The sequence below is a fragment of the Ectothiorhodospira shaposhnikovii genome (genome assembly GCF_047222355.1).
In the GTDB taxonomy this organism is placed as follows: Bacteria; Pseudomonadota; Gammaproteobacteria; order Ectothiorhodospirales; family Ectothiorhodospiraceae; genus Ectothiorhodospira.
In genome coordinates, this window is record NZ_CP178333.1 from 537,890 (window position 1) to 562,765 (window position 24,876).

At 64.4% G+C, this 24,876-nt stretch carries 25 protein-coding genes and 1 pseudogene; 11 read left to right on the forward strand and 15 right to left on the reverse strand.

Features of this window, described 5'->3' with window-relative positions; genetic code table 11:
- Positions 1–16 precede the first annotated feature (16 nt).
- On the reverse strand, positions 17–526 hold the full coding sequence (locus ACLF6L_RS02345; protein WP_412852280.1) for a PilX N-terminal domain-containing pilus assembly protein: 510 nt from the start codon (positions 524–526) through the stop codon (positions 17–19).
- Between the two features lie 9 nt (positions 527–535).
- Positions 536–1,033: a PilW family protein gene (locus tag ACLF6L_RS02350; protein WP_412852281.1), complete on the reverse strand. Its 498-nt coding sequence runs from the start codon at positions 1,031–1,033 to the stop codon at positions 536–538.
- Between the two features lie 150 nt (positions 1,034–1,183).
- Here ACLF6L_RS02350 and ACLF6L_RS02355 point away from each other — a divergent pair.
- Positions 1,184–2,337, forward strand: a pseudogene (locus ACLF6L_RS02355) (IS3 family transposase); the annotation flags it as partial.
- A 76-nt stretch (positions 2,338–2,413) separates the two neighbouring features.
- Here ACLF6L_RS02355 and ACLF6L_RS02360 read toward each other — a convergent pair.
- From ACLF6L_RS02360 to ACLF6L_RS02400, 9 genes are all read right to left on the reverse strand, one after another.
- On the reverse strand, positions 2,414–2,911 hold the full coding sequence (locus ACLF6L_RS02360; protein WP_412852282.1) for a PilW family protein: 498 nt from the start codon (positions 2,909–2,911) through the stop codon (positions 2,414–2,416).
- A gap of 2 nt (positions 2,912–2,913) precedes the next feature.
- Positions 2,914–3,375: a type IV pilus modification protein PilV gene (pilV, locus tag ACLF6L_RS02365; RefSeq protein ID WP_412852283.1), complete on the reverse strand. Its 462-nt coding sequence runs from the start codon at positions 3,373–3,375 to the stop codon at positions 2,914–2,916.
- 20 nt (positions 3,376–3,395) lie between these two features.
- Positions 3,396–3,878: a GspH/FimT family pseudopilin gene (locus tag ACLF6L_RS02370; RefSeq protein ID WP_412852284.1), complete on the reverse strand. Its 483-nt coding sequence runs from the start codon at positions 3,876–3,878 to the stop codon at positions 3,396–3,398.
- Positions 3,879–4,068: 190 nt separating this feature from the next.
- Positions 4,069–6,069, reverse strand: a complete 2,001-nt coding sequence (locus tag ACLF6L_RS02375; protein ID WP_412852285.1) for a hypothetical protein — start codon at positions 6,067–6,069, stop codon at positions 4,069–4,071.
- A gap of 147 nt (positions 6,070–6,216) precedes the next feature.
- Positions 6,217–8,382: a type IV pilus secretin PilQ gene (gene pilQ / locus ACLF6L_RS02380; protein WP_412852286.1), complete on the reverse strand. Its 2,166-nt coding sequence runs from the start codon at positions 8,380–8,382 to the stop codon at positions 6,217–6,219.
- A gap of 18 nt (positions 8,383–8,400) precedes the next feature.
- Positions 8,401–8,952: a pilus assembly protein PilP gene (locus ACLF6L_RS02385; protein ID WP_238617272.1), complete on the reverse strand. Its 552-nt coding sequence runs from the start codon at positions 8,950–8,952 to the stop codon at positions 8,401–8,403.
- Positions 8,945–9,547 (reverse strand): type 4a pilus biogenesis protein PilO, encoded by a 603-nt coding sequence (locus ACLF6L_RS02390; RefSeq protein ID WP_238617273.1) that lies wholly within the window; start codon positions 9,545–9,547, stop codon positions 8,945–8,947. The genes ACLF6L_RS02385 and ACLF6L_RS02390 overlap by 8 nt, the downstream gene beginning before the upstream one ends.
- On the reverse strand, positions 9,544–10,113 hold the full coding sequence (locus ACLF6L_RS02395; RefSeq protein ID WP_412852287.1) for a PilN domain-containing protein: 570 nt from the start codon (positions 10,111–10,113) through the stop codon (positions 9,544–9,546). The genes ACLF6L_RS02390 and ACLF6L_RS02395 overlap by 4 nt, the downstream gene beginning before the upstream one ends.
- Positions 10,113–11,174: a type IV pilus assembly protein PilM gene (locus ACLF6L_RS02400; protein WP_238617275.1), complete on the reverse strand. Its 1,062-nt coding sequence runs from the start codon at positions 11,172–11,174 to the stop codon at positions 10,113–10,115. The genes ACLF6L_RS02395 and ACLF6L_RS02400 overlap by 1 nt, the downstream gene beginning before the upstream one ends.
- Before the next feature lie 186 nt (positions 11,175–11,360).
- Between ACLF6L_RS02400 and ACLF6L_RS02405 the strand changes: the two genes are divergently transcribed.
- Entirely contained in the window at positions 11,361–13,718 is a 2,358-nt protein-coding gene (locus ACLF6L_RS02405) for a penicillin-binding protein 1A (RefSeq protein ID WP_412852288.1), read from the forward strand.
- Positions 13,719–13,737: 19 nt separating this feature from the next.
- Positions 13,738–14,331 carry a hypothetical protein gene (locus ACLF6L_RS02410; protein ID WP_238617277.1) on the forward strand — a complete coding sequence of 198 codons (594 nt, stop codon included), beginning with the start codon at positions 13,738–13,740 and terminating at the stop codon, positions 14,329–14,331.
- 24 nt (positions 14,332–14,355) lie between these two features.
- On the opposite strand, the gene hemE is transcribed toward ACLF6L_RS02410, so the two are convergent.
- From hemE to rpsU, 3 genes are all read right to left on the reverse strand, one after another.
- Positions 14,356–15,423 carry a uroporphyrinogen decarboxylase gene (gene hemE / locus ACLF6L_RS02415; RefSeq protein WP_238617278.1) on the reverse strand — a complete coding sequence of 356 codons (1,068 nt, stop codon included), beginning with the start codon at positions 15,421–15,423 and terminating at the stop codon, positions 14,356–14,358.
- Between the two features lie 127 nt (positions 15,424–15,550).
- Complete coding sequence (locus ACLF6L_RS02420) at positions 15,551–16,003, reverse strand: GatB/YqeY domain-containing protein (RefSeq protein WP_238617279.1); 453 nt, start codon at positions 16,001–16,003, stop codon at positions 15,551–15,553.
- Positions 16,004–16,017: 14 nt separating this feature from the next.
- Positions 16,018–16,233: a 30S ribosomal protein S21 gene (gene rpsU / locus ACLF6L_RS02425; RefSeq protein WP_008931893.1), complete on the reverse strand. Its 216-nt coding sequence runs from the start codon at positions 16,231–16,233 to the stop codon at positions 16,018–16,020.
- A 155-nt stretch (positions 16,234–16,388) separates the two neighbouring features.
- Between rpsU and tsaD the strand changes: the two genes are divergently transcribed.
- Positions 16,389–17,402, forward strand: a complete 1,014-nt coding sequence (tsaD, locus tag ACLF6L_RS02430) for a tRNA (adenosine(37)-N6)-threonylcarbamoyltransferase complex transferase subunit TsaD (protein WP_412852736.1) — start codon at positions 16,389–16,391, stop codon at positions 17,400–17,402.
- Positions 17,403–17,464: 62 nt separating this feature from the next.
- Here the strand turns inward: tsaD and plsY are convergent, their stop codons facing one another.
- A complete protein-coding gene (gene plsY / locus ACLF6L_RS02435) occupies positions 17,465–18,064 on the reverse strand; it encodes a glycerol-3-phosphate 1-O-acyltransferase PlsY (protein ID WP_412852289.1) in 600 nt (199 codons plus the stop codon).
- A gap of 186 nt (positions 18,065–18,250) precedes the next feature.
- Here plsY and bioH point away from each other — a divergent pair, with 186 nt between their 5' ends.
- The 7 genes from bioH to ccoG all read left to right on the forward strand — a co-directional run bounded on the left by bioH (position 18,251) and on the right by ccoG (position 24,864).
- Positions 18,251–19,024 (forward strand): pimeloyl-ACP methyl ester esterase BioH, encoded by a 774-nt coding sequence (gene bioH, locus ACLF6L_RS02440; RefSeq protein WP_412852290.1) that lies wholly within the window; start codon positions 18,251–18,253, stop codon positions 19,022–19,024.
- Positions 19,017–19,883 carry a malonyl-ACP O-methyltransferase BioC gene (gene bioC / locus ACLF6L_RS02445; protein WP_412852291.1) on the forward strand — a complete coding sequence of 289 codons (867 nt, stop codon included), beginning with the start codon at positions 19,017–19,019 and terminating at the stop codon, positions 19,881–19,883. The genes bioH and bioC overlap by 8 nt, the downstream gene beginning before the upstream one ends.
- Before the next feature lie 164 nt (positions 19,884–20,047).
- Positions 20,048–21,544 (forward strand): cytochrome-c oxidase, cbb3-type subunit I, encoded by a 1,497-nt coding sequence (ccoN, locus tag ACLF6L_RS02450; protein ID WP_412852292.1) that lies wholly within the window; start codon positions 20,048–20,050, stop codon positions 21,542–21,544.
- A gap of 18 nt (positions 21,545–21,562) precedes the next feature.
- Positions 21,563–22,297, forward strand: coding sequence for a cytochrome-c oxidase, cbb3-type subunit II (gene ccoO, locus ACLF6L_RS02455; RefSeq protein WP_412852293.1), 735 nt, complete (start codon positions 21,563–21,565; stop codon positions 22,295–22,297).
- 15 nt (positions 22,298–22,312) lie between these two features.
- A complete protein-coding gene (locus tag ACLF6L_RS02460; RefSeq protein ID WP_200173293.1) occupies positions 22,313–22,510 on the forward strand; it encodes a cbb3-type cytochrome oxidase subunit 3 in 198 nt (65 codons plus the stop codon).
- Positions 22,507–23,451, forward strand: a complete 945-nt coding sequence (ccoP, locus tag ACLF6L_RS02465; protein WP_412852294.1) for a cytochrome-c oxidase, cbb3-type subunit III — start codon at positions 22,507–22,509, stop codon at positions 23,449–23,451. Before ACLF6L_RS02460 ends, ccoP begins: the two co-directional genes overlap by 4 nt.
- 18 nt (positions 23,452–23,469) lie before the next feature.
- Positions 23,470–24,864, forward strand: a complete 1,395-nt coding sequence (gene ccoG, locus ACLF6L_RS02470; protein WP_412852295.1) for a cytochrome c oxidase accessory protein CcoG — start codon at positions 23,470–23,472, stop codon at positions 24,862–24,864.
- The last annotated feature ends 12 nt before the right edge of the window (positions 24,865–24,876 follow it).

A 24,876-nucleotide genomic window follows, 5' to 3' on the forward strand; every position in this document is an offset into this window, starting at 1 on the left:
GTGCGTCCGGGGGTCACTAAGGTCTGCAGGGCCAGAGGCAGTAGCTCTGCACGATGGCGATGGCCGAGTTCGTTCCGCCCATGCCACGGGACAGGACGGGATAATAGCTCAGGACACTGCCGGCCCCGGCGGCGCCCTCGCCGGCGATATCGACCGTGTATCCGCGCACCAGCCTCGGGGTGGACACCAGGTATCTAGGGTTTTGCACAAGCTGGGGGTCATTCATCGCGTAGATGCCGGAATGCGTGACGCCATCCCAGTTCCTGGGATCGTTCGGTGTCGCCGTGCCTTCGGCGATCAGCATGTTGGCACCCTCGTCCAGCCAGCGTTCACCGGCCCGCAAGGCGGCCTCGCTGGCCTGAAAGGCCAGGCTGCGGTCCCTCAAATTGCCGGCCATACGTTCCTGGAGTGTCGTCTGCTGGAGTGCGGAGACGCCCACCATGGTCATGAGCAGCAGAAAGACCAGGGCGATGATGAGGGCCGAGCCTTGTTGGCAGGGCGCGGTCTTCAGGGGATGGCCGGTCATGGGGCGACCTCAGCGCAGTCGGTTGCGAATGGCGATGGTGGTGGTGGCCACCTGTCTGACTCGTCGGTCCTCGGCGGTGAAGGCCGCACCATTAAAATAGACGGTTTGAGCCGCGTCGAGGGTATTGTCGGCCGAGGATGCCAGCAGGAGGCTGATGCGTATGCTCAGGACGTTGGGCCAATCATCCGTGGCGGTGACCTGGTCCGCGGTCCGGTAAAGGTTGATCACGCCGTTTCGGTTGGTGTCCACACCGTATTGAATCTGCATGTTTTCGACCCCGGTGACCAATTCTTCCACTTGCCCGGGGAATGTCCGTCGCCAGAGTGCATTCAGGGCCGGGACGACATCGCTTTGGCTGATGAAAAACGTGGTCTGAAGGAAGGACATGACATCGGCGCCTTCTTCGTAGACCTTGGACAGGAAGTTGGTGGTATTACTTGACGAGGCGTGGGCGATGGTGATGGGCGAGGTGTTCTGGGAGACGTTGGTGGCCCTGAAAATATCCATGGATTCGCAGTCCGAGATGATCAGGATGTCTCCGGCCTTCCATTGCCCCACGTTGCTTTCAAGCTTGGCGTTGGCATTGGTATAGTGGACCCCGATATCTAGACAGCAGTTTAAGCTCTGAGTGGGGGGCTGAATCGGGATACTAACAAGATGACTGAAAAACGGAAGAGAAACACGTACAACGCTGAATTCAAGGCGAAAGTTGGTCTTGAGGCGATTCAGGGGGTCAAGACCGTCAACGAGATCGGTCAAGCCTACGGGGTCCATCCCGCCCAAGTGACCCAGTGGAAGAAGGCGATCCTCGAGCAGGCTGGCACGCTCTTCGAAGGCAAGCGGGGCCCCAAGCCAGTGTCGGAAAAGGATGCCCCGGACCGTCTCTACGGTGAGATTGGGCGCCTGAAGATGGAACTCGATTGGCTCAAAAAAAAGTCCGGGATCAACCTGCCGTGAACCGTCAAGACTGGATTGACGCGGGTGGCGAGATCTCCATCGTTCGCCAGTGTGCGCTGGCCGGGGTTTCCCGGGCGACCGTGTATGCGCGCTGGCGTTTGTCACCGGATGAGGCCGGCGACCTGCTGCTGTGTGGACTCATCGACGAGATCTACACACGACGGCCGTTCTACGGGAGTCGGCGCATGGTGGTCGAGCTGCGGACCCAGGGCCATAAGGTCAACCGTAAGTGTGTCCAGCGCCTGATGCGTCGGATGGGGTTGGCGGCGATCGCGCCGGGTCCGCATACCAGTCGTCCGCACCCGCAGCACAAGGTTTATCCGTATCGGCTGCGTGGCGTTGTGGTCAACCGGCCCAACCAGGTTTGGAGTACCGACATCACCTACATCCGTCTGGCTCAGGGCTTCGCCTACTTGGTCGCGATCATGGACTGGTACAGCCGCAAGGTCTTGAGTTGGCGGCTCAGCAACACCATGGATACGACCTTCTGCGTTGACTGCCTCGAAGAGGCCCTGCAGCTGTACGGGCCACCGGAGATCTTCAACAGTGACCAGGGCTCGCAGTTCACGGCTGACTCGTTCACTGGCGTGCTCAAGCGAGAGGGAGTCACTATCAGCATGGATGGCCGCGGAAGGGCCTTTGACAACATCTTCGTCGAGCGACTCTGGCGGACGGTGAAATATGAAGACGTCTACCTCAAGGGCTACGCCAATCTCAAGGAAGTCACGCTGGGACTGATGGACTACTTCGCGTTCTACAACGGCGAACGCCCCCACGCGGCTCTGGCGAACGAGACACCGGATACGGTCTATCGGAACCGGCAGGGCGGAGGCGCACTGATCGTGGATAAGTACGGCCCGTCGGCTGTGACGCCACCCAGTGAAACCGCAGTACCAGGGCAGCGCTGTTCCGCTGCGAGCGACCCCCAAGCTATTGCTTAAACTCATACTCTTTCTGTCTTGACGATGGGGTCCACTTTATGGCTACCTTTTCCTCGATGAGACGACCCACGGGGGGGCGGCCACCGGTCATGATCAGCAGGTCCGTCCCCTCGGTCACGGCACGGCCGCCGATGGTGGTGCCGGCGGGAACGTTGTCTAGCCCATCGAGCAACTGATCGGCGTTAAAAACCACGGAACCGGCCGGGCTGGCGATGATGTTGACATTGACGTTGTCGGGTCTTAAGCAGCCGACGAAGCCGGCCATGCGCACGTCGCGGCTGATCTCGTCGGTGGCAAAGCGGGCGTTTTCCTGGATCACGGACAGCTGTTGCTGGAGGCGGTAGGTCTGCTGGGTGCCCAGGAATAGCTGGATGATTCCGGCGGTGATGATGAGGGCGATGACCATGGCCACCATCAGTTCGACCAGGGAAAGCCCGGTTTCACGGCGTGCGCAAGGCGGCAGGCTGGCGATGTCAGGTCTGTCCATGGCTAAAACAGCCTCGTGCTGAAATCGAACTGCTGAAGGAAGTCGGCGTTCTGGTCTTCCCGTTCATTCCATCGGATGCGGACGGTGACCGTGTCTCCGGCCCGGGTGATGGCGCCGTCCCCGCGGGGAAGGAGGCAGGCCAGCAGGTTTCGCCATTCTTCCAGATCGTCGGAGGCCGGATCGGCACCGGAAGGGGTGAAGTCCGTATCGCAGTTCGGGTTGCCGGAAAAACCGGATTCGTAGGCGCCGGTCAGGTTGGCGCGCATGCGGTCGGTAATGTCGTAGGCCAGGAAGGTTGCCTGGGAGCGAAGCTGGGCATCGTGGTTGAAACGCATGGCGGTGGCTTGCAGACCGGCAAGTCCCAGCAAGCCGATGGCGAGGACCAGAACCGCGACCATGGCTTCGATCAGGGTGTAGCCTTGTTGCGGTGGGGGAGGGAAACACGTGGTGCGACGGCATTCCATTTGCGACTCCCCTTCGATGATCAACAAGGTCCAGAGGTAACGCTGGAGCGTCCCGTATTGTGAATTTCCAGGGTCCGGCGCATGCCGGCCTTTCCGGATGGGCATCCCTGGGGTTTGATTTCCAGGCTGATCACCCCGGCCGGTTCTGTCTTGGCGCCACGGCCATCAAAGCGGATGGCTGCCTGGTTGTTGGGGGTGACCGTCATGTTTTTCATTGCCGGGAACTGCCGCAATATGTCCGTACCGGTGCAGTTTGCTCCCAAATGCACGCACCAGCCAGTGGCAAAATTATTGCCGGTGGCGGTCACGGAAACCTGGCCCCCACGCTTGATGGCTTCGCTGCGCGCCAGGGCGAAGGCGGACACCAGTTCATTGGTCTGCGTGGTGACCCGGTTGCTCTGGATCATCTGGGTAAAACCAGGCACCGCCACGGTCGCCAGGATGGCGGCCACGGCCAGGGTGACCATCAACTCGACAAGTGTGAATCCGTTGGCTCTTTTCATGGAATAGAGTCTAGACGGGTATCGGGCCGCAGTCGCTGCCGGGTCGATGAACGGAATCTTTGGGGGAATAATCGGGACTGCGGTTTTGGGCAATGTTTTGATTGTAAAGGGAAGCGACCACGGGATAGTGTGCGTTGGTCGTTTTCGAGTCCCGTGCGGGGGCATCTCGCCCCCGCGTCAACATGAAATACTATTGAGATTCAAAGTAAATGTTGTAAGGGGAGTGCGGCAAGTTATCGTCGCTTTCCTCGCGGGGCAGGAAGAAGATGCGGGAGCTTTGCACTTCAGTGCCCTGTACCCGGGTGGTGGCCAGAACCTCCATCTCCACCACCTGAGCCCGGTCCTTGGGGTAGGTGAGATTGAATGTCGCCAGCCCGTTTTCATCGGTGGTGACCACGCCGGGCAGGCTGGCAACCGAAGATTCCGGCAGCAATTTGCAGCCTGCCTGATAGGCCTGGAGGTTGTCGGTGACCGCAGGCGTGGGCTCGGGGCCGTCGGCGGGTTCACACCGCCGACGGATGGGGGCGAGCCCCAGGGTGGCACTGACGCGGGTCGTGGTGGACCAGTCATCGTTGAGGTCCCGGGCCACGTTCCGGTTCGTATCCTCGTTGGTCAGTGTATCCACCGGAATCAGGTCACCTTCCAGGTCACGGAACCCGGTGCGATAACGGGTGGGCCAGGCGCGCAGGGAGATATTGACATTTTCCAGGGCACCGCCGTTGATGTCGGTGGCGATGACCGAGATGGGCAGTACGTAGGCGGTGTCGTTGTTGGTGGCGCCGATGGTGTTGGACAGGCCGATGGTGAGGGAGCCCGGCCGATTGGTCAGGGTGACGGTGGTTGTGGCGCACTTGTTGATGGAGGTGATGCAGCCGCGTATCCGCACGCCCTCGCCCGAAGAAGCGGTGCCGCCCGCCAGGAAACGCACGCTGGCGATGCCGTCCGCGTCGGTGTAGGCATAGGGACTGCTGAGGCTGGAACCCTGGCTGGGGCCATCGAACCCGAAGGTGATGAGTTCACCCGGGGGCACGGGAATGTCGTTGGATTGCCCTGGCAAATCACGGGTGGCCGTCAGCGTGATGTCGGCCGTGCTGGTGGAACCTACCGCCAGGGTGGCCGGACTGGCCTGGAGGGATACGTTGGTCTGGTCCGGGATCAGGGGGCTGTCATCAAAGGCGAAGAAGGTGGTGATGGCCCGTTCGCCCGAGCCGTCCTGTTTTTCCGCCGACAGGGTGATGCGGCCGCTGCTGAAGCCGGTGAGGGTGGCGGTGGCCGTGCCGCCGCTGACGGGCACCACAGCCAGATTGGTGCCGCCGTTGATGATGCCGGAGGTGGTGGCCAATTGCAGGTTGCCGGTATAGCCGGGGACCTGAACGGCGATGTCGACCGTTTCCGTCAATTCGAAGGCATCCTCCGGCAATGGGGTGGAGAATTGCACGCCCGCCGCGACCACGGAAACGGGAATGTCCACGGTCAGCCCTAGGCCGGTGAGCCGCAGGGTGCCGGTGCCCAGGGTCTGGGCATCCAGCCTGAAGGTAGCCTGGCCGGTGCTGTTGGTGACCACCGAGGCAGGGCAATCGGCGGTGCCGGTGGTGTTCACCCCGGCATCGGCAACCACCTGGGTAATGGACGGCGCATCGATGCAAAGGGTTTGATTGCTGCCCGGGGTGCCCGCACCGGCGGTGGCGGTGACGGTGACGGTGTCCCGGTCTCCCTGCACCATCGACAGTTGGCTGGGACTGGCGGTGAGGCCGGGGCCGACGAACACAAAGCCGATGGAAGTGCTCAGGCTGCTGTTCTCCACCTGGGCGGTGACCACGGCGTTGCCGGCGAGGAGGCTCTGACTGCTGCCGAGGCGGGCGGTCACGGTGCCGTCTTCCGCGGTGACGGCACTGTTGACGATCAAGTTGTAGCCACGGCTACCGGGCCGGGACCCATCCGGGTCCACGGACATGACCACCGGCACGCCGCCCATGGGGAGGTTCCGGGCATCCTTGACCAGGACGCTGATATCGGCGAAGTCCACGCCGTTGGCGTTGATCTGAACCTTATTGTCGACGGCAAAGGCCTGGATACTGTCGGCGGCCGGGATGACGGTACCTGGTTGATCTCCGCCCGAGAAACCCCCGTCATCTCCTCCTCCGCAGGCGAACAGCAGCAACGCCGCCGCCAGAATGCCGCCGATTTTCACACCTGGAATGCCTGGATGTCTGTTGATCATATTCTGCCCTTGCCCAAGTAGGGATTGCCCACTTGAAGCGACCATATTGAGACTGACGGGGTGCCTGTCACGGGGCGCCCATCGCCTGGTTGTGCGCGCTATCCCTCGGTTCGTTCGTCAACGATTCAACGTCGACTCCTCCACCACCTTCGGCGTCACGAATACCAGCAGTTCCGCCTTGTTCTCGCTTCGGCTGCGCTGCCTGAAGAGCTGGCCGATGATCGGCAGATCACCCAGGAAGGGGGTCTTGCGCAGCTGGTCCAGGCTGGTGATCTCGTAGATGCCGCCGAGCACCACGGTTTCGCCGTTGCGGACGAAGACCTGGGTGTTCACTTCGCGGGTTTCGATGGAGGGGGTGCCCCGGACTTCCCGGGTGCCGGCATTGTCCTTGTTCACCCGGATGTTGAGGATGATGTTGCCGTTGGGGGTGATCTGGGGGGTCACCTCGGTGGACAGCACCGCGTCGATGAACTGGATGGCGGTGGCGCCGGAGGAGGTGGCTTCCTCATAGGGGATGCGCTCACCCTGCTTGATCACGGCGGTCTGGCCGTTGGCGGTGATGACCCGGGGGGTGGAGACGATCTCGCCCCGGCCTTCCACCTGCAGGGCCGTCAGCTCCAGATCCAGCAGTACGTCCGGACGCAGGATGGACAGGCCGATGCTGCCGGCGGGGGAGGTGACGGGCATGTTCACGTTCAGCCGGTCGTTCAGGCTGGGGACGCCCACCGGGAAGGGGGAGCCGGTGCTGTTGAGGTTATTGACGGCATCCCGGATGATGCCGTCCGTGGCGGCCAGCCCGCCGCCGGTGCTGTAGAGGGTGTTGCCGTCCTGCCGCACGCCGGTGACGCCAAAGCGCATGCCCAGGTCGCGGGCGAAGTCGTCGGTGGCCACCACGATGCGGGTTTCGATCAGCACCTGCTGTACCGGGATGTCCAGGGTGCTGATCAGGCGACGGATTTCCTGCAGCTTGTCGGCGGTGTCCTGTACCAGCAGGGTGTTGGTGCGGGAGTCCACGGTGATGCTGCTCCGTTCCGACAGGAACCGGGTCTGCTCGCCGCTGATGATGCCGGCCACGTCGGCGGCCCGGGCGTAGTTCACCTGGATGAATTCGGCCCGTACCGGGGCCAGTTCGGCCGCCTGACGCTGGGATTCCAGTTCCAGCCGTTCGCGGGCGGCGATTTCTTCCGTGGGGGCCACGAAGAGGACATTGCCGTTCTGGCGCAGGGCCAGTCCCTTGGTCTTGAGGATGATGTCCAGGGCCTGGTCCCAGGGTACGTTGCGCAGGCGCAGGGTGATGTTGCCGGTCACGGTGTCGCTGACCACCACGTTGAGGTCGGTGAAGTCGGCGATGAGCTGCAGCACGGACCGCACTTCGATGTCCTGGAAGTTCAGGGACAGGCGCTCGCCGGTATAGACGAAGCGTTCCCGCTCCAGGGCTTCGCGCTCTTCCCGGGTGAGGGGCTTGACCTCCAGGGTGTAGCTGCCTTCGGCCTGATAGGAGAGGACATCGTACTCGCCGGTGGTGGCCACGCTGATGCGCACCCGTTCGGATTCCAGCACGGCGTCGATGGTCTGCACCGGGGTGGCGAAGTCGGTCACGTCCAGGCGCCGTTCCAGTTGTTCCGGCAGGTGGGTGCGATGGAAGGAGAGTTCAATGCGACCGTCCTGTTCGCGTACGTCCACCGGGGTGCGGGGGTCGGTGAGGGCGATGATGACCCGGCCTTCGCCCTCCGGACCGCGGCGAAAATCCACATTGGAGATGCCGCGGGCCTGCTGGGCCGGTGACGGGGCTTCCCGGGTCCGTCCGGGCAGGCCGGAGACCGTCGGCGGGGCGGTTGCCGTGACCGGGGCGCCGCCGGGAGCCAGGGTGAGTACCAGGTCGTTGCCGTCGAGACGGGTGTCGTAGCTCATCATGCGCACCAGGTTGAATACCACCCGGGTGCGGCCGGAGGCCTCCACGCTGTTGACGGACTGGGTCAGGCCCATGTTGATGGTCTGGCTGCGCTGGGGCAGGGCGTTGCGGGTGTCCTGAAAGTCCAGGGCGATGCGGGCCGGGTTGTCGATGGTGAAGCTCATGGGTTCCGGCGGCGGCGCCGAGAAACGCATGATGACCTGGAGCCGATCGCCGGGCAGGGTGTTGTAGATGATCTGCTCCAGGGCGCGGGTCTGGGCGGCGGCGCCTTGCCAGCACAGGGCCAGCAGGCACAGGACCAGCAGGGCGAAGGAGTGCCGGTGGGCGGGTGCCGTCCGGGGCAGGGTGCGTCGCAAGGTTGCCGGTGTCATGCGTCTGTTCCTCGTTGCCTATTCTGTGAGCGCAATGGAGCCGCTGCGCTCCATATAGCCGCCGAATCCGTCCGGCACGATTTCTGTGATGTCGATGCCGCTGGGGCTGATCTGCTGGATGCGGCCGTGGTTCTGGCCCAGGTAGTTGCCTTCGGTCACCCGCTGGATGGTGCGTTCCGGGGTGCGGATCAGCGCCCACTGCATGCCGCCCTGTTCCAGGGTGCCGACCATGCGCAGGGTGTCCAGGGGGAAGCGTTCCAGGTATTCGGGGGTGCGATCCACGTCGATGGTGACGCCGCTGGGGGTGCGGGTTGCGGCTTCGGCCACGCGGGTGATGATGACGGCACTGTCGAAGGGGTCGCGTTCGTGGCCCGGGTAGGTGAAGACCTCATGGGGCACGATCTCGGGGATGGGTTCGATGCGGCCGCCGGGGCGCTGCTTGGTCTGCTCCACATAGCGCTGCAGGTCCGACAGGTCGCTGCCGCAGCCGGTCAGGCCCGGGATGGTGACGGCCAGGAGGCCGGCCACGAGCAGGCCGGCGAGGCCTTGAGGGTGTCTGGGATCAGCCATCGGAGCCTTCCAGGTAGCGATAGGTCTTGGCGGTGGCCTCGATGGTCAGCCGGTTGGAGCCCTGTTCGGGCCGCAGGTTGATGTCGTGCAGGGTGACGATGCGAGGCAGGGCGGCGACGCCGCTGGTGAAGGTGGCCACCTGTTCGTAGTTGCCCTTCATGCGCAGGCGGATGGGCTTTTCCGCATAGAATCCGCGGCGGATCTCGTTTTCCGGGCGGAACAGGTCGATCTCCAGGCCGGAGGCGAGGCCGGTCTGGGAGACGTCCACCAGCAGGTTGGGGATTTCGGTCTGGCTGGGCAGCTGGCGCAGCATGGTGCCGAAGCTGCGGCGCATTTCTTCCAGTTGGTCCTTGTAGGCGTCCAGGTTGGCGGCGCGGCGCTGTTTGGTCTCGAACTGCTGGCGCAGCTGGGTTTCCCGGGCCTCGGCCTGGCGCAGGCGCTCGATCTGGCCCTTGGTGTCGAACCAGTAGCCGGCCCCGATCAGGGCGGCGGCCATGATCACGAGTACCAGGAGGCGCGCCGGCAGGGGGGCCGAGCCGATGGTCTTGAGGTCGATGTTGTTGAGATCGTTGAGATTGAAGCTGCCCTTTTTCATCGGGAGGCCTCCGTATTCTCGGCGCCCGGGGTGGCCTGGCGAACGGTGAGGCGGAAGTCGCTCAGGCGCACGCCCTGTTCCTCACGGGTTTCGATCACCAGCAGGACCGGTTCGGTGAACCAGGGGGAGTCTTCCAGGTTGCGCATGTAGGCGGAGACCCGGGCATTGGATTCGGCACGGCCGGTGATCTCCAGATTGTTGCCGCGCTGGGTGACGGCGGTGAGGTAGGTGCCGCCGGGCAGGGTGTTGACCAGTTCGTCGAACAGTCGGACCACCACCGGCCGGCTGGTCTGGAGTTCCTGGATGATGGTCATGCGGTCCACCAGGGCGCGGCGGGTGGCTTCCAGGTCCTGGATCTCGGCGATCTGCCGGTCCAGGATGCGGATTTCGTTCTGCAGGAAGTTGTTGCGCTGTTGCTGCTGCTGGATGAGGTTGTTGACCTGGACATGGGCCAGGAAGATCGTCACCAGGCAGGCCAGGGCCACCAGCACGGCGATGACGGTGAATTCCTTTTGCTGTTCCTTGCGCCGTTGTTCCCGCCAGGGGAGCAGGTTGATGCGGGACATCAGTCGAAACTCCTCATCGCAAGGCCGCAGGCGATCATCAGTGACGGGGCGTCACCGCCCAGGCGCTGCGGGTTGACGCGGGGGTGAAGGCTCATCTGGCTGAAGGGGTTGCCCACCCGGGCGAGGGTGGCTAGCCGGGATTCGATCTGTTCGTCCACGCCGGGGATGACGGCGCAGCCGCCGGCCAGGATGATCTGGTCCACGTGGGCATGGCTGCTGGCGGCGTAGAAGAACTGCAGGAACCGGGCAACCTGCTGGGCCATGGTGTCCTTGAAGGGTTCCAGTACCTCGGGGACATAGCTGTCGGGCAGGCCGCCGTCCTTCTTGCTGCGGCCGGCTTCTTCGTAGGACATGCCGAAACGGCGCATGATTTCCTCGGTGAGTTGCTTGCCGCCGAAACTCTGTTCCCGGGTGTAGATGATCTTTTGCTTGTGCAGGATGGTGATGGCCGTCATGGTGGCGCCCACGTCGATCACGGCGGCCAGGCCGTCCGGGTCCAGTTCCGGGGCCTGGGCGGCCAGCAGGGGGTAGGCGTGCTCGATGGCGTAGGCCTCCACGTCCACCACCTTGGGGGTCAGGCCCGCCAGTTCGGCGGCGGCCACCCGCATCTCCACGTTTTCGCTGCGGGAGGCGGAGAGCAGCACCTCCACCAGATCGGGATTCTTGGGCGCGGGGCCGATGATCTCGAAGTCCAGGTTGACTTCTTCCAGGGCGAAGGGGATGTACTGGTCGGCCTCGACCTGGATCTGTCCTTCCAGCTCGTCTTCCTTGAGGTTGGCGGGCATGGTGATGACCTTGGTGATCACCGCCGAGGAGGGGACGGCCAGGGCGCAGTGCTTGTTGGCGCTGCCCAGGCGCCGGTAGGCGGTCTTGATCGCCTGGCCGACGGCGTCCACGTCCTGGATGACCTTTTCCATGACCGCGCTGCCGGGCAAGGGCTCCACGCTGTAGCCTTCCACCCGGTAACTGGCGCCTGAACGGGAGAGTTCCACCATCTTCACGGAGGTGGAGCTGATGTCGATTCCGATCAGCGTGGGGCGTTTGCGGGCGAATCCTATCACGGTGACCCCTTCAATTCATTGCGGCACTTGGGCGGACTGGCTTATAGTTTTTTCACGATACTAGACCCAAGTTTTCGGAATTACTACCTTAACGCCCGCCGTTCATCCCCGGGGTGTGCGGTATTTCCGAAGAGTGGTTGCCTTCTCCCGATATCGGGCCGTTTTGTCGAGCCTGCAGGCATTTTCATGCGATTCCTGATCAAATCCCTTGTGTTTGGCCTGATGGCCGTGTTCGGCGTGTTCACCCTGGGGGTGCTCTTCACCGCAGCCGCCTATGCCTATCTGGCGCCCCAGATGCCGGCGGTGGAAACCCTGCGGGACGTCCGGTTTCAGGTACCCCTGAGAGTATACAGCCGGGACGGGCTGTTGATGGCGGAATATGGTGAGCAGCGCCGCGAGCCGATTGCCATTGAGGATGTGCCCGAGCTGATGCGCCTGGCCTTCCTGGCGGCGGAGGATGACCGTTTCGAGAGCCACCCCGGGGTGGATCATGTGGGTCTGATCCGGGCCGCGCTCAATCTGGTGGCCACCGGCGAGAAGACCCAGGGGGGCAGCACCATCACCATGCAGGTGGCCCGTAACTTCTTCCTGGACCGGGAGAAGACCTATACCCGCAAGCTGACGGAAATCTTTCTGGCCATTCGCATCGAGCGGGAGCTGACCAAGGACGAGATCCTGGAGCTGTATCTGAACAAGATCTTCCTCGGGCACCGGGCCTATGGGGTGCGGGCGGCGGCGCAGGTGTATTACGGGGTGGATGTGCATGACCTGACCCTGCCTCAGATCGCCACCATCGCCGGTCTGCCCCAGGCGCCCTCGCGGGCCAATCCCATCACCAACCCCACCCGTGCCGTGGCCCGTCGCAATTATGTGCTGGGGCGCATGCACGAGCTGGGGTACATCGATACGCCCACGTTCGAGGCGGCCCGGCAGGCACCGGAGACGGCCCGGCTGCATAACCCGGTGGTGCAGGTGGATGCGGCCCATGTGGCCGAGATGGCCCGCCTGGAAATGGTGGCCCGTTTCGGCGAGGCGGCCCATACGGATGGGTATCGGGTGTACACCTCGCTGGACCCGGCCATGCAGGGGGCGGCCAGCCGGGCGTTGCGGGCGGGTTTGATGGCCTATGACCTGCGCCATGGCTATCGCGGTCCGGAGGCGGAGATCGACCTGCGGCGGCATGATACCGACGAGGCCCTGGACCGGGTGCTGGCGCAGTATCCCCGGGTGGCCGGGCAGTTGTGGCCGGGGGTGGTGCTTGAAGCGAACGCGGACCGGGCAACGGTCTATGTGGGCCGGGGCCAGCGGGTGACGCTCAATCGCGCCGCGGTGGAATGGGCCAGGCCCTATGTGGATGAATCCACGCGCGGTCCGGCGCCCCGGGGGGTGTCGGATGTGGTGCGTCCCGGGCATGTGGTGCGTTTGCTGCGGGAGGCCGAGGACCGTTGGGTGCTGCGTCAGGTGCCTGCGGTGGAAGGGGCGCTGGTGGCCCTGGACGCCCGGGACGGCGCCGTGCTGGCCCTGGTGGGCGGCTATGATTTCTATCGCAGCAATTTCAACCGGGCGGTGCGGGCGGAGCGTCAGCCCGGCTCGGCCTTCAAGCCCTTCATCTATTCGGCGGCCCTGGATCATGGCTATTCACCGGCCAGCGTGATCAATGATGCGCCCATCGTGATCGAGGATGTCTCCCTGCAGGGGGAGTGGCGGCCGCGCAATTACAGCGGCCGTTTCTACGGGCCGACCCGATTGCGGGAGGCCCTGGCCCATTCCCGCAACCTGGTGTCCATCCGGCTGCTGGATGAGGTGGGGGTGAACCGGGTGCATGGATATCTGGACCGTTTCGGGCTGGAGCCGGCCCGTCATCCCCGGTCGCTGTCCATGGCCCTGGGCAGTGGTTCGGTGACGCCGCTGGAGCTGACCCGCGCCTATGGGGTGTTTGCCAACGGCGGCTATCGGGTGGAGCCCTGGTTCATCGAGCGGATTGAGAATGACGCCGGCGAGGTGGTGTTCCTCAACGTGCCCCGGCGGGTCTGCGAGTCCTCCCCCTGCGAGGCACCGGCGGAGCGGACCATTCCGGCCTCCAACGCCTATCAGATGTACAGCATGATGCGGGATGTGGTGCAAAGCGGCACCGGGGGGCGTGCCCGGGCCCTGGGTCGGGAGGATGTGGCGGGCAAGACCGGGACCACCAACGAGCTGCGGGATGGCTGGTTTGCGGGTTTCGGTGGCAATATCGTCAGCACCGCCTGGGTGGGTTTTGACCAGTACACGTCCCTGGGGCGCCGCGAGACCGGCGGTTCCACGGCGTTGCCCATCTGGGTGGATTTCATGGGCGAGGCGCTCAAGGGTCAGCCCCAGCGGCGCTGGTCCCAGCCGTCCGGCATGGTGAGCCTGCGGATCGACGCGGAAACCGGCGGTCGGGTGACCAGTCGCACCCAGCGGGCCATCTTCGAGGTGTTCACGCCGGAGCAGTTACCGCCGGAGTTGCCCCGGGAGGCGCCGGGTCCGAGGGCGGACGAGCACACGCCGGAAAGCATTTTCTGAAGCTGTCGGGAGGTGCGTCATGTCCACCAATGATCTTCGCGTGCGTCAGATGATCGCCGAGGAGGCGGCCCGCATCATCCTGGACGAGGGGGTGGTGGATTACCGCCTGGCCAAGCGCAAGGCGGCGGACCGGCTGGGCGCGGGTCAGACCCGGAATCTGCCCAGGAACGCGGAGATCGAGGAGGCGGTGATGGAGCGTCAGCGTCTGTTCGAGGATGACGCGTCACGGCTTCAGCTTCGGCATCTGCGGCAGGTGGCGGTGAAGGCGATGCGCATGCTGGAGCCCTTCAATCCCCGTCTGGTGGGGCCGGTGCTGGCGGGGATCGTCAATGGCCGGGATGAGCTGACCCTGCATGTGTTTGCGGACAGTCCGGAGGAGGTCATCTTCTTTCTGCAGGACCGGGGTGTGACCTGGCGGGCGGACGAGCGTCGTTTGCGCAGCGGGCAGGGGCATGTGTTTTATCCCTGCATTGAGTTCGGCGCGGAAGGGGTGGATGTGGATGTGGTGGTGTTCCCGGTGGACGGGATCCGTCAGCCGCCGCCGAGCCCGGTGGACGGGCGACCGATGAAGCGGGCGGGGTTGAAGGTGGTGGAGCAGATGCTGGAGGGGTGAGGGTAGGCCCCTCACCCCGTCCTATCAGCCGGCGTGGTACTGCTTGCCTTCCTCGTGCACGGTTTCCACCAGGGCGGCAACGTTTTCCGGATCGATCTTCGGATGGATGCCGTGGCCCAGGTTGAAGACGTGGCCGCTGCCGTGGCCGAAGCCGGCCAGGACCTTCTTGGCCTCTTCGCGGACCTTGTCGGGGGACGCATACAGCACGGCCGGGTCCAGGTTGCCCTGCAGGGCCACGCGGTCACCCACCCGCTTGCGGGCATCGCTGATGTTCACGGTCCAGTCCAGACCCAGGGCATCGCAGCCGGTGTCGGCCATGATTTCCAGCCACTGACCGCCGCCCTTGGTGAACAGCACCACCGGCACCTTGCGGCCTTCGGCCTCGCGGGTCACGCCTTCGACGATGCGCTGCATGTACTGCAGGGAGAACAGACGGTAGTTCTCCGGGCTCAGGGAGCCGCCCCAGGTGTCGAAGATCATCACGGCCTGGGCGCCGGCGGCGATCTGGGCGTTCAGGTAGGCCACGACGGTGTCGGCCAGCACGCTCAGCAGGTGGTGCAGGGTGGCCGGGTCGTCATACATCATGCCCTTGATGCGGGCGAATTCCTTGGAGGAGCCGCCTTCCACCATGTAGGTGGCCAGGGTCCAGGGGCTGCCGGAGAAGCCGATCAGGGGCACCCGGCCGTCCAGTTCCTTGCGGATCAGGCGCACGGCGTCCATCACGTAGCGCAGTTTGTCTTCCGGGTCGGGCACGCCCAGGGCGCGGATGGCGGCGGCGTCCTGTACCGGGCGCTCGAAGCGGGGGCCTTCACCCTCGGAGAAGTACAGGCCCAGGCCCATGGCGTCCGGAATGGTGAGGATGTCGGAGAACAGGATGGCGGCATCCAGGGGGAAGCGATCCAGCGGCTGCATGGTGACTTCGCAGGCCAGTTCCGGGTTTTCGCACAGGCCCATGAAGCTGCCGGCATGGGCCCGGGTGGCGCGGTATTCCGGTAGGTAGCGGCCGGCCTGGCGCATGATCCAGATGGGGGTCGTGTCCACGGGTTCGCGCAGCAGGGCCCGCAGGAGTCGGTCGTTTTTCAGTTGGCTCATGAGTTCTCGATGCACATGGGGTTAAACCCCCGATTATACGAAGGGTTGTCCGTGTACGTATATGGATGGAGGGGCGTTTACCCGGGGCCAGGTCATGAAAACGGCCGATGTGCCGGTCCTTGGCGGGTCAGGACAGGCGGGTTTTGACCATTCCGCTGACCGCCGCCATGTCGGCGCGGCCCTGCATGCGGGGCTTGAGCAGGTTCATGACCTTGCCCATGTCCCGGACCGATTCGGCACCGGATTCGGCCAGTGCAGCATCAATCATCTGCCGGATTTCATCGTCCGTCAGGGCCTGGGGCAGGTAGGCCTGGATCACCTCCAGTTCCGCCTGCTCCACCTGGGCCAGGTCGTCACGGCCGGCCTGCTGGTACTGGCTGATGGATTCGCGGCGTTGCTTCACCATCTTGTCCAGCACCGCCAGAATCTGGGCGTCGTCGAGTTCGGTGCGGCTGTCCACTTCCATCTGCTTGATGGCAGCCAGGATCAGACGCACCGTACCCAGACGGGACTTGTCGCCGCCGCGCATGGCGGCCTTCATGTCCTCGGTGATCCGGGACTTGAGCGAGGAGGTCGTCATGGCGCGTAGAGGACTTAGTACAGACGCTCGCGGCGGCTGATTTCCTTCGAGAGGCGCTTCATCTGACGCTTCACGGCAGCAGCAGCCTTGCGCTTGCGCACTTCCGTGGGCTTTTCATAGAACTCGCGGCGGCGCACTTCGGTCAGTACACCGGCCTTTTCGCAGGTGCGCTTGAAGCGGCGCAGGGCGACCTCGAAGGGTTCGTTCTCTTTTACTCGCACGTGGGGCATAAAATCGTCACCGTCCGTCAATTCAGTTCACAGGTTCAGGGGCACAGCTACTCCACCTCCGGCGGAGAATCACGCATTATAGGATGGTGCGGACCAAAAACCAAAGCCCCGTGAGTGAAATGAGCCTGAAAAAGTCTGTTGATGCCGAAAACGCCCTGTGTGTCCTGGGGATCGAGACCTCCTGCGATGAGACCGGGGTGGCGGTGTATGACACCCGCCGGGGGCTGCTGGCCCATGCCCTGCACAGTCAGGTGGCCCTGCATGCGGAGTATGGCGGGGTGGTGCCGGAGCTGGCCTCCCGTGACCATGTGCGCCGGGTGTTGCCGCTGGTGCGTCAGGTGATGGGGGAGGCCGGGGTGAGTGGCGATGACCTGGACGGGGTGGCGTTCACCGCCGGGCCGGGGCTTTTGGGGGCGCTGCTGGTGGGGGCGTCGGTGGCCCGCAGCATGGCCTGGGGCTGGGGCGTGCCGGCGGTGGCCGTGCATCACATGGAGGGACATCTGCTGGCGCCCCTGCTGGAGGAACCGGCGCCGGCGTTTCCGTTCGTGGCCTTGCTGGTGTCCGGTGGGCACACGATGCTGGTGGATGTACGGGGTCTGGGCCGATACCGGATTCTGGGGGAAAGTCTGGATGATGCGGCGGGCGAGGCCTTCGACAAGACGGCCAAGTTGCTGGGGCTGGGGTACCCGGGTGGTCCCGCGCTGGCGCGGCTGGCGGAGCAGGGAGACCCGGGGCGGTTTCGTTTCCCGCGGCCGATGACGGATCGGCCGGGGTTGGCGTTCAGTTTTTCCGGTCTGAAGACGCGGGCGCTGACCACGCTACGGGACGGTTCCCGGGATGCCCGGTTGGATGCGGATGTGGCGCGGGCATTCGAGGATGCGGTGGTGGATACCCTGGTGATCAAGTGTCGGCGGGCGATGCAGGCGGTGGGGGCGCGGCGCCTGGTGGTGGCCGGTGGGGTGGGGGCCAATCGTCGTCTGCGGGCGGCGCTGGCGGCGATGGCGGCCGAGGAGGGCGGGCAGGTGTTCTATCCGCGCATCGAGTTCTGTACCGACAACGGGGCGATGATCGCCCTGGCCGGGGCCTTGCGCCTGGCCGCCGGGGCCCAGTGCGGGTTGGAGATTCCGGCCCGGGCCCGGTGGAGCATTGACGAGCTGGCGCCGGTGTAGCACCTTCGGTCGCGCCGTGGGAGCGGCCCCCGGCCCCTCGGGCCGGGGATGTGTCGTCGGGCCTAGGGCTGCTTTTTCTGCCCGATTCTGGGTTCCGTCTTGTTCATGATGCGGCGGATGTTGCTGGCGTGCCTTACATAGATGAAGGCCATCATGAAGCAGGCCGCGATGGTGACCCAGGCATCTCCCATGATCAGCGCCACCCAGATGGGGGCCGAGGTGGCCGCGGCCAGGGCACCGATGGAGGAGGTACGGGTGATGGCGGCGGCCAGCAGCCAGGTGACCAGGGCGCCCAGTCCCACGGCCCAGTGCAGGCCCAGCAGGACACCCAGGCCGGTGGCCACGCCCTTGCCGCCCTTGAATTGGTGGAACACCGGGAACAGGTGGCCGAGGAAGGCGGCCAGGGCCACCAGTGCCAGGGCAAGACCTTCCAGCCCCAGGGCCTGGGCGATCAATACCGGGATCAGGCCCTTGAGAAGATCCCCCACGAGGGTGATGATGGCCGCCTTTTTGCCGCCGGAGCGCAGGACGTTGGTGGCGCCGGGGTTGCCCGAGCCCTGGGTGCGGGGGTCGGGCAGGCCCAGCAGCTTGCAGGTGATGATGGCGGTGGAGATGGAGCCGATCAGGTAGGCGGCGATGGTCAGTATGATGGGCAGCAGCATGGGGTGGCGTATCCTCGCCGGCCTGTTGGGTCGGTCGGGCGGTTGGGTTTGCCGCGCATGATAACCGAGAACATGCCTTAAAGCCCCTCTCCTTTGTGGGAGAGGGGTTGGGGTGAGGGGAAGATCATCTGAATGCAGAAATATACTGGGAATGCGGAAATATGCCGGCCCGGAGGAGGGGTGTGAGTGACTGTTGCCTTGACAACCCATTCCCAGGGTCATGGCCCGAGCCTGACCCTGATCCACGGCTGGGGTCTCAATGCCGGGGTATGGGAGGATCTGGCCCGCGCCCTGGCCGATGATTTCCAGGTCTGTTGCGTGGATCTGCCCGGCCATGGCGCCGCCGCCGATGAAGTCCTGCTGGGGGATCTGGATACCCTGGCGGATCGCCTGGCCGCCACCCTGCCGATTTCCGGGTCCACCCTGGTGGGCTGGTCCCTGGGTGCGCTGGTGGCCCTGCAGGCCGCAGCACGCCATCCGCGGCGGGTTCACCGGGTCATCCTGGTGGCCGGCACGCCGCGCTTCGTGCAGGCCCCGGACTGGCCCCATGCCATGCGCCTGCCGGTGCTGGATGCCTTTGCCCAGGGTCTGGCCGCCCAGTACCGGGTGACACTGAACCGCTTCCTGTCCCTGCAGTTTCACGGTCTGCCCGATGCCCAGGCGGCATTGAAGACCCTGCGTGGCCGTCTGCTGGACAGCCCGCCCACGCCCGAGGCCCTGACCGAGGGGCTGGGACTGTTGCGGGACATGGACCTGCGCCCCATTCTGGCCGCGCTGCCATGTCCGGTGCATGCCGTGTTCGGGGAGTACGACACCCTGGTGCCCGCCGCCGCCGAGGCTTCGTTCAAGGCGCTGCGGCCGGCCATGGGCACCGCCGTGATCGAGGGCGCCGGCCATGCCCCGTTTCTGTCCCGACCGGCCGAATTCGAGGCCGTTCTCCGGAGTTTCCTGCATGACTGATCTCTCCCGATACCGCGTGGACAAGCAGCGGGTACGCGCCACCTTCGACCGGGCCGCCCCGTCCTATGACGAGGCGGCGGTGTTGCAGAAGGAGGTCTGCAGCCGGTTGCTGGAGCGGTTGGCGTGGATCCGGCTGCAGCCGTCGCGGGTGCTGGATGCGGGTACGGGCACGGGGCAGGGGCTGCGCGGGCTGCGTCGACGGTATCGCGGCGCGCGGGCGGTGGGGCTGGATCTGTCGCCGTCCATGTTGCGGCAGGCGGGCAAGGGGGGCGGCTGGTGGCGCAAGCCGGGGCTGGTGTGTGCGGATGTGGAGGCGCTGCCGTTTGCCGATGCCGGTTTTGATCTGATCTTTTCCAGTCTGACCATCCAGTGGTGCAATGACCTGGACCGGACGTTTGCCGGATTCCGGCGGGTGCTGGCTCCCGGCGGGCTGCTGATGTTCACGACCCTAGGGCCGGATACCCTGCATGAGTTGCGTTCGGCCTGGGAGGCGGTGGACGGTCATGCCCATGTGAATGCCTTTCTGGACATGCATGACGTGGGGGATGCCCTGGTGCGGGCCGGATTTGCGGACCCGGTGATGGATGTGGAGCGGATCACGGTGACCTATCCGGGGATGCGGCGCCTGATGCGGGATCTGCAGGCGATCGGGGCCACCAATGCCCTGCTGGGGCGGGGGCGGGGGTTGACCACGCCGTCTCGGTTGCGGGCGGCGGAGGCGGCCTATGAGTCGTTCCGGAATGCCGAGGGTGTGTTGCCGGCGACCTATGAGGTGATTTACGGGCATGCCTGGGTGACGGCGACACCGGCGCCCAGTCCGATGCCGGAGCGGGGAGTGATCCCGATTGCCCGGGGTTGATCAGTCTTTCTGTTGCCCCCATTAATTCCATTGAGTCGAACCCTTCAATTCCTTGGGTTATAGTCAGGTATGAAGCGCGCGCGACCGCCGATTGCCGGGTTCGCAAAATTCCAGGGAACGGTCTATACCCTTAAGTAAAAAAGGGAAGACTCAGAGATCTCGCCATGGCACAGACCCCCTCCGCCGACGTCGACCGCAGTCGTACCCAGGTCGCGCCCTCCGAGCAGTACAACTACGACATCGTCAAGAAATTCGCCATCATGTCCATCGTCTGGGGCGTGCTTGGCATGGGGGTGGGGGTCTGGATCGCCTCGCAGCTCGCCTTTCCCTTCCTGAACTTCGACATCCCGCAGATCACCTTCGGCCGCTTCCGGCCGGTGCATACCACCCTGGTGATCTTCGGCTTCGGCGGCAACGCCCTTTTCGCCACGTCCTACTACATCGTGCAGCGAACCTGCCAGGCCCGCCTGTTCGGGCCGAAGCTGGCGGAGTTCACCTTCTGGGGCTGGAACCTGGCGGTGGCGCTGGGGGTGGTCACCTACATGCTGGGTTACACCCAGGGACGGGAATACGCCGAGTTCACCTGGCAGATCGACCTGCTCATCACCGTGGTCTGGGTGGCCTATTTCCTGGTCTACCTGATGACCCTGCTGCGCCGGTCCCAACCCCACATCTATGTGGCCAACTGGTTCTTCATGGCCTTCATCCTGGCCACCGCCATCCTGCATATCTTCAATAACCTGGCGATTCCGGTGAGCCTGTTCAGCCTGGAGTCCTACTCCCTGTTCTCCGGGGTGCAGGATGCCATGACCCAGTGGTGGTACGGCCATAACGCGGTGGGTTTCTTCCTCACGGCCGCCTTCCTGGGGATGATGTACTACTTCGTGCCCAAGCAGGCGGGCAGGCCCATCTATTCCTATCGACTGTCCATCGTCCACTTCTGGGCCCTGGTGTTCCTGTACATGTGGGTGGGGGCGCACCACCTGCACTGGACGGCCCTGCCGGACTGGGTTTCCACCCTGGCGGCCACCTTCTCCATCCTGCTGCTGCTGCCCTCCTGGGGCGGGATGATCAACGGCGTCATGACCCTCTCGGGGGCCTGGCACAAACTGCGCACCGATCCCATCATGCTGTTCATGATCACCTCCCTGTCGTTCTACGGCATGGCCACCTTCGAGGGGCCGATGATGTCCCTCAAGAGCGTGAATGCCCTGTCCCATTACACCGACTGGACCGTGGGCCATGTGCATTCCGGGGCCCTGGGCTGGGTGGCGATGATCACCTTCGGCTCCATGTATCACCTGATCCCGCGGCTGTGGGATACCAAGCTCTACAGCATCCGGCTGGTCTACGTGCACTTCTTCCTGGCCACCATCGGCATCGTGCTCTACATCACCGCCATGTGGGTGGCGGGGATCGGGCAGGGCCTGATGCTGCGGGCCTTCGATGAGTACGGCAATCTCTCCTACACCTTCATCGAGACGGTGGTGTTTCTCCATCAGCCCTATGTGGTCCGTGCCCTGGGTGGCGGGCTCTTCCTGGCCGGGATGCTGCTGATGGCATACAACATCTACAAGACCGTCGAGCCGGTCAGGCGGGAGGCGGCCCGGCAGGTCGCGTCCGGCCGTACCGAAACGACGGCATCCGCCTCGCGGGCCTGACGGGGGAGCTGCACAGTCATGAAACATGAAACCATAGAAACCAATGCCGGCCTGCTGATCGCGTTGACCCTGGTGGTGATCAGCATCGGGGGGCTGGTGGAGATCGTGCCCCTGTTCTACATCGACGATACCGTGGAGGAGGTGGAAGGGGTGCGCCCCTACACACCGCTGGAACTGCGGGGCCGGGATCTCTATGTGCGTGAAGGCTGTTACACCTGTCACTCCCAGATGATCCGTCCGTTCCGGGACGAGATGCTGCGTTACGGGCATTACTCCCTGGCGGCGGAGTCCATGTATGACCATCCCTTCCAGTGGGGTTCCAAGCGCACCGGCCCGGACCTGGCCCGGGTGGGGGGCAAGTATTCCAACGACTGGCATGTGCGCCATCTGATCGACCCCCGTGCCGTGGTGCCCGAATCCATCATGCCCGGGTATCCGTGGCTGGCGCGCCGGGATCTGCGCTATGACGACATCGAACGACGCATGCGTGCCCTGCGCATCGCCGGGGTGCCTTATTCCCTGACCGAGGAGGAGTTCGCCGCCAACGTGGAGCGCTTTGGCGAGGAAACGGCCCGGCAGCTGGACATTGCCCGCGCCCGGGAGAATCTGGAGGCCCAGGCCCGTCGCGGCAACTATGACGGGGACCCTTCCCGGATCACGGAGATGGATGCCATGGTGGCCTATCTGCAGATGCTGGGGACGCTGGTGGACTTCACCCGGTATGACGAAGGGTACTTCGTGGAATTCAGGTAGTTTTCGGGAGTTCTTATGGATCTCTGGTATTGGATCACGGATCTCAATAACAGCAAGATGGTGGCCCTGCTGCTGTTCTTCAGCACCTTCGTCGGCATCCTGATTTATCTGTTTTCCAGCCGCAAGCGGTCGGAGCGGCTGGAGTCCTACCGGTTCATTCCCTTTGACGACGATGAACCGGATCAAAAGCACCAAGACGGGAAACACCCATGAACGAGCCCGGACACGAGCAGCAGTCGGCCCCCGGCAAGCCGGGGGAAGTGGAGACCACCGGCCATGTCTGGGACGGTGACCTGCGCGAGTACAACAATCCCTTGCCCCGTTGGTGGCTGTGGAGTTTCTATGCCACGGTGGTGTTTTCCCTGATCTACTGGCTGCTGTATCCCGCCTGGCCCATCGCCGGCACGTATACCAAGGGGATTGCCTGGATCAACTACGAGGTGGAGGGCGAGTCCCAGCGCAGTCACTGGAACAGTCGGGCCCTGCTGGTGCGGGATATGCAGACCGGTGACGCGGCGGTGCGCCAGCGGGAGTTCCTGCAGGTGATCGCCGAGGCCGACCATGACACGGTGCTGTCCGATACGGACATGCTGGCGTTCGTGAATTCCTATGCCCGGGGGATCTTCGGTGACTTCTGTGCCGCCTGCCATCAGACCGGCGGGGCAGGCATCATCGGTCTGTATCCGAACCTGGCCGATGACAACTGGCACTGGGGCGGGACCATTCAGGCCATCGAACAGACCATCACCCGGGGGCGGATGGGCTACATGCCTCCTTATCGTGAAACCTTCGATGACCAGCAGGCCGACGCGGTGGCCGCCTATGTGCTGAGTCTGGCCGGACACGAGGGCGGGGACCCGGAGCAGGTATCCCTGGGCGGGTCCATCTTCCAGGGTTACGAAGGTGGCTGTTATGCCTGTCACGGTCGCGAGGGGTTGGGTCTCAAGTCCCTGGGGGCGCCGAATCTGACCAACGACATCTGGCAGAACATCGATGTGACGGGCGCGCCAGGCCATGCCGAGCGTCAGGCCCTGGTCCGGGATCTGATTCTGCGCGGGGTACAGCGGGAGATGCCCGCCTTTGGTGATCGCCTGTCCCCGGCGGAGATCCGGGTGCTGGCCACCTATGTGCATCAGTTGGGCGGGGGGCTTTAAACGCGGTATGGAGATGCAATGTCCGAGCAATACCAGGCCCGTATTCCCATCTATCCCCGCAGTGTCAAGGGTCGTTTTCGCAACCTGAAGTGGGCCGTTCTGGCCCTGGCCTACGGGGTGTTCTTCCTGTTGCCCTGGCTCCGCTGGGAACGGGCATTCGGGCCTGACCAGGCGGTGCTGTTCGACATCCCCGGCAGACGTTTCTATCTCTTCGATCTGCTGGTGCATCCCCAGGACATCTTCTGGCTGGCGGCGGTGCTCATCATCCTGGCCCTGCTGCTGTTCATGGTCACCGGGCTGGCGGGACGGGTGTTCTGCGGCTATTTCTGTTTCCAGACCCTGTGGACCGACGTGTTCATGGCCATCGAGCGGGCCATCCAGGGTGACCGGGGGGCGCGGATGCGTCTGGACCGGTCGGGCTGGACGGCGGGGCGACTCCTGAAAAAGGGGGCAACCCATGCGGTCTGGCTGGGGGTGGCCTTCCTCACCGGGTTGACCTTCACCCTGTATTGGGCCGATGCGCCCGCCCTGACGGCGGCCTTCTTCACCGGACAGGCCCCCTTTGCCGCCTATGCGACCACCGGTTTGCTCACCCTGACCACCTGGCTGCTGGCCGGGGTGCTCCGGGAGCAGGTGTGTACTTACATGTGTCCCTATGCCCGGTTCCAGAGCGTGATGTTCGACCGGGACACCCTCATCATTTCCTATGACCGGGATCGGGGAGAGGGCACCGCGGGTCGGGCCACGTTGCGGGACGGTGGCCGCGACCTTGCCGCGCGCAGGGGGGGCGGGGTGGGTGACTGCATCGACTGTGATTACTGTGTGCAGGTGTGTCCGGTGGGCATCGATATCCGTGACGGTCTGCAGTATCAGTGCATCCACTGCGCCCTGTGCGTGGATGCCTGTGACGCGGTGATGGATCGTCTCAAATGGCCCCGGGGGCTGGTGCGGTACACCTCCGAACATGCCCTGGCGGGACAGCGAACCCGTCTGCTCAAGCCCAAGACCCTGGGTTACGGGGTGCCGCTGTTGCTGATCACCCTGCTGCTGGCGTGGGGGGTGGCCCATCAGGCCCCGCTGGATGCCTCGGTGAGTCAGGTCCGTCAGCCGCTGTTCGTGCGTCTGTCGGACGGCTCGATCCAGAACAGTTACGAGATCAAGGTGAACAACAAGACCCAGTATCCCATGACCCTGGAGGTACGGGTGTCGGGGCTGGACGGGGCGGTGCTGGACATGGGCCGGATCGAACAGGTGATGCTGATGCCGGAGCATCGGACCACGTTGCTGGCCCGGGTGCGTTATCAGGCCCCGCCGGGGGCGGCGCGCCAGCAGGCACTGGTGTTCGAGCTGGTGCCGGTGATGCCGGCGGGTCTGGACCCGGTGCTGGTGGGGTCGCAGTTCATATTGAGATAGGTTTTAACCGGA

Excerpts from the sequence above, each read along its gene's own strand:
- bioC (WP_412852291.1), top strand. The coding sequence starts at position 19,017 with ATGACTGATCTCTCCCGATACCGCGTGGACAAGCAGCGGGTACGCGCC.
- hemE (WP_238617278.1), bottom strand. The coding sequence starts at position 15,423 with ATGAGCCAACTGAAAAACGACCGACTCCTGCGGGCCCTGCTGCGCGAA.
- pilQ (WP_412852286.1), bottom strand. The coding sequence starts at position 8,382 with ATGACACCGGCAACCTTGCGACGCACCCTGCCCCGGACGGCACCCGCC.
- ACLF6L_RS02420 (WP_238617279.1), bottom strand. The coding sequence starts at position 16,003 with ATGACGACCTCCTCGCTCAAGTCCCGGATCACCGAGGACATGAAGGCC.
- ACLF6L_RS02405 (WP_412852288.1), top strand. The coding sequence starts at position 11,361 with ATGCGATTCCTGATCAAATCCCTTGTGTTTGGCCTGATGGCCGTGTTC.
- plsY (WP_412852289.1), bottom strand. The coding sequence starts at position 18,064 with ATGCTGCTGCCCATCATACTGACCATCGCCGCCTACCTGATCGGCTCC.
- ACLF6L_RS02385 (WP_238617272.1), bottom strand. The coding sequence starts at position 8,952 with ATGGCTGATCCCAGACACCCTCAAGGCCTCGCCGGCCTGCTCGTGGCC.
- ACLF6L_RS02460 (WP_200173293.1), top strand. The coding sequence starts at position 22,313 with ATGGATCTCTGGTATTGGATCACGGATCTCAATAACAGCAAGATGGTG.
- ACLF6L_RS02410 (WP_238617277.1), top strand. The coding sequence starts at position 13,738 with ATGTCCACCAATGATCTTCGCGTGCGTCAGATGATCGCCGAGGAGGCG.
- ccoP (WP_412852294.1), top strand. The coding sequence starts at position 22,507 with ATGAACGAGCCCGGACACGAGCAGCAGTCGGCCCCCGGCAAGCCGGGG.
- rpsU (WP_008931893.1), bottom strand. The coding sequence starts at position 16,233 with ATGCCCCACGTGCGAGTAAAAGAGAACGAACCCTTCGAGGTCGCCCTG.
- ccoN (WP_412852292.1), top strand. The coding sequence starts at position 20,048 with ATGGCACAGACCCCCTCCGCCGACGTCGACCGCAGTCGTACCCAGGTC.
- ACLF6L_RS02345 (WP_412852280.1), bottom strand. The coding sequence starts at position 526 with ATGACCGGCCATCCCCTGAAGACCGCGCCCTGCCAACAAGGCTCGGCC.
- pilV (WP_412852283.1), bottom strand. The coding sequence starts at position 3,375 with ATGGAATGCCGTCGCACCACGTGTTTCCCTCCCCCACCGCAACAAGGC.
- ACLF6L_RS02360 (WP_412852282.1), bottom strand. The coding sequence starts at position 2,911 with ATGGACAGACCTGACATCGCCAGCCTGCCGCCTTGCGCACGCCGTGAA.
- ACLF6L_RS02370 (WP_412852284.1), bottom strand. The coding sequence starts at position 3,878 with ATGAAAAGAGCCAACGGATTCACACTTGTCGAGTTGATGGTCACCCTG.
- ccoG (WP_412852295.1), top strand. The coding sequence starts at position 23,470 with ATGTCCGAGCAATACCAGGCCCGTATTCCCATCTATCCCCGCAGTGTC.
- ccoO (WP_412852293.1), top strand. The coding sequence starts at position 21,563 with ATGAAACATGAAACCATAGAAACCAATGCCGGCCTGCTGATCGCGTTG.
- ACLF6L_RS02350 (WP_412852281.1), bottom strand. The coding sequence starts at position 1,033 with ATGGATATTTTCAGGGCCACCAACGTCTCCCAGAACACCTCGCCCATC.
- ACLF6L_RS02395 (WP_412852287.1), bottom strand. The coding sequence starts at position 10,113 with ATGTCCCGCATCAACCTGCTCCCCTGGCGGGAACAACGGCGCAAGGAA.
- ACLF6L_RS02390 (WP_238617273.1), bottom strand. The coding sequence starts at position 9,547 with ATGAAAAAGGGCAGCTTCAATCTCAACGATCTCAACAACATCGACCTC.